At 34.6% G+C, this 2515-nt stretch carries 1 protein-coding gene and 1 pseudogene; both read left to right on the forward strand.

The features are described from left to right. Nucleotides 1-1814, forward strand: a pseudogene (locus tag A9G47_RS14115) (hypothetical protein); the annotation flags it as partial. A gap of 3 nt (nucleotides 1815-1817) precedes the next feature. After that, on the forward strand, nucleotides 1818-2515 hold a 698-nt coding region (locus A9G47_RS01045), incomplete at its 3' end, for a hypothetical protein (RefSeq protein ID WP_141674773.1).

A 2515-nucleotide genomic window follows, 5' to 3' on the forward strand; every position in this document is an offset into this window, starting at 1 on the left:
ATTACTGGATAGACGCTAATGAAGTCTCCCACCTAGGCCGGCAATCTGGGCAATTAAGTCAAAAACTCGCTTATTGGAAAAAATTTCCATTATCGTTAGATAATTTACCCAAAGCAACCGAAAGCAACACTGTCTACTTTCCACGCACAATATTACTTGACACATCGGGGGATGAGAGTTTAATGGCGGTCGATGATGCTAACCCTGATTCGGTATGGCGTTATATTCAGGCATTGAATCGACAAGGGGTACTGATACAAGGTTGGGTAAACATTACAGCAGGCGCACAAGCGCATATCAAATTGGTTTCTCCATGGTACTGGCCTGAATTTAAAACAGTAGAAGAGAAGGCGACGGTAGGTGAATTATCCAATAAGATTAGTAAGAATAAAGCGGCGAAATTGGATTTAGAAGATTACACGCCAGCGATGCAGGAATTACATCAAATCTTAACGGGAACTTTGCGTTATTCCAATCAGCGAAAAAAAACACACTTACCTTCTTTTACGGATAACTATTTAAAGGAAGGTTTACGCCGAAGTTGGGCCGCAGAGCGGATAGGGCATTTACTGGTCAAATATGAAAGTGAATGGTATGCCGATGAAGCATTAAGTAAATGGAATGAGATAGATGAGCTGTTTGAAGAAGAAAAGCAACAAAAAAAAGAGTCTATTGAAGCGATATTAGATAAAATAGGCATAATCGAGCCCTATCATCGAGACTTTGCCATGAAAAAAGTGGACGAAGCCCTTGAGCATGTCAAATCAAACTGGCAACTTGAAAAAGAGCAACGCATTAAACCGTCACTGTGGTGGAAAGAAGTGGCACAAGCACAAGCTCAAAACCCAACCGCAAACACTGATGCCAATACGCCTAAACTGTCCAATCTATCCGCAGACGGCAAGGCGTGGTTTATTCATCCGGTGGCGATGATAGATTACTTCCAAGAAGAAAAAAAGGTAGATATTATTGTTTTTTATATTCATTTAGATGGACGGATACAAAAGTATATTCCTTCATTTATTAAAAATGAAAATCAAAATAAGTATCGCTATGTCATTGTCGATGGAAAAGATAACAGGTATAAGGTTTGTGATTTGGAATATATCAAAATTAAAGAAAAAGTTTCAAAATCAGTTATCCCTAATCAAACGAAAGATTATTTTAAACCAGGTTCTAATGATAGTGCTTCAGATGTAAATGATGGTGATACTCAATATCGAATTATTTATGCCAATGGTGAAATCGCTGAATGGGGCTACCATTCTGGATATGCGAAAAATAAAATTAAAAACAAAAAATTGCCGCATGAAAACTCATGGCGCGTTTTTGGTGTAACTGCAAATGAAGTAGAGTTGATAAGAATGCCTGATTCATTAAATAAACAATATGGCGATTTAAAGATTGAATATAGTTTCCATAATACAAAGCGCCGTTACGCCAATCCAGCTTTATTTGCTGCCATGTTGGGGAGTTTAGCTGTTTATAAAAAAGCAGTTATCTCTACAGGTAGCGCTTTTCAATTGGGTTCTTGTTTTCCAAGTATATTGCATATTAACGGTATGGCTATTGACTTTGAATACAGTTCGAAAAAGAGTAGAGGTCGTTATCACGATCATTCTTCTCAACAATATAAAAACGATTTAGCCTTTTTGAAGGCTATGTTACTATTTTTTGTTAAGGTTCGAGTTGGAAAGCATGATCATTTTAAAGAGTTTAGAAAATTATCAGGTGTTGTAGACGGAGGTGAATTACATGACTCGCACTTTCATGCCGACTTTTCACTCACTAAAATTGAAGAAATTAAGGAATAGCTTATGAAACATTTATTTTATATCGGTATTATTTTTTCTTTCTTTAGTACATGCTGCTACAGCCAACAATTTAATATAGAAAAAAAATATCGAGGCAATTCATTTCTCAATAAAGTAGATATGCAAAAATTAGAAAAAGATTGCTCACGTGAAGACTATATAAATTCTGATTATTCCATACAAGTAGAAATGGATAAACGTTGTCCATTATATAAATTTGGTAATTATTTTGATCATGTTCTTGATTCGGTTGATAAAAGTAAGGTGATCTATCAAAAAAATGGTTTAACCCTAAAATTAAGCAAAGAAGGGGTTAGTTTCGTGGAGGGAGGAGATGATTATTCTGGTGCTAAATTGACTTTATCTTTAATTCAAAATAATGAAATTAAAGATAAAATAACGCTTGCTAATACTTTTACGAATATAACTAATTTTCTTGCTGTTGGTTATCAATATTATTATATTGCACCAAGTGGTGATATTTATACTTTATCCTTATTTGAAATGGATAATGGAGTTGGCCCTCAAACTTGGAAGCATTATAAAATTGATGAGAAAAAATTAAAATTTGATTTATTACAGATATATTACGGTAGCTATCAAATTACTTATCCTGATGATTTCAGCGTAGTACCTAACCCTGATGATATTATCGATTATAACAGCAGTGAATTTTTGGAATGTTTAAATGATGAAACTGA

Source organism: Gilliamella sp. WF3-4, from assembly GCF_001690275.1.
GTDB classification, from domain to species: Bacteria; Pseudomonadota; Gammaproteobacteria; order Enterobacterales; family Orbaceae; genus Gilliamella; species Gilliamella apicola_C.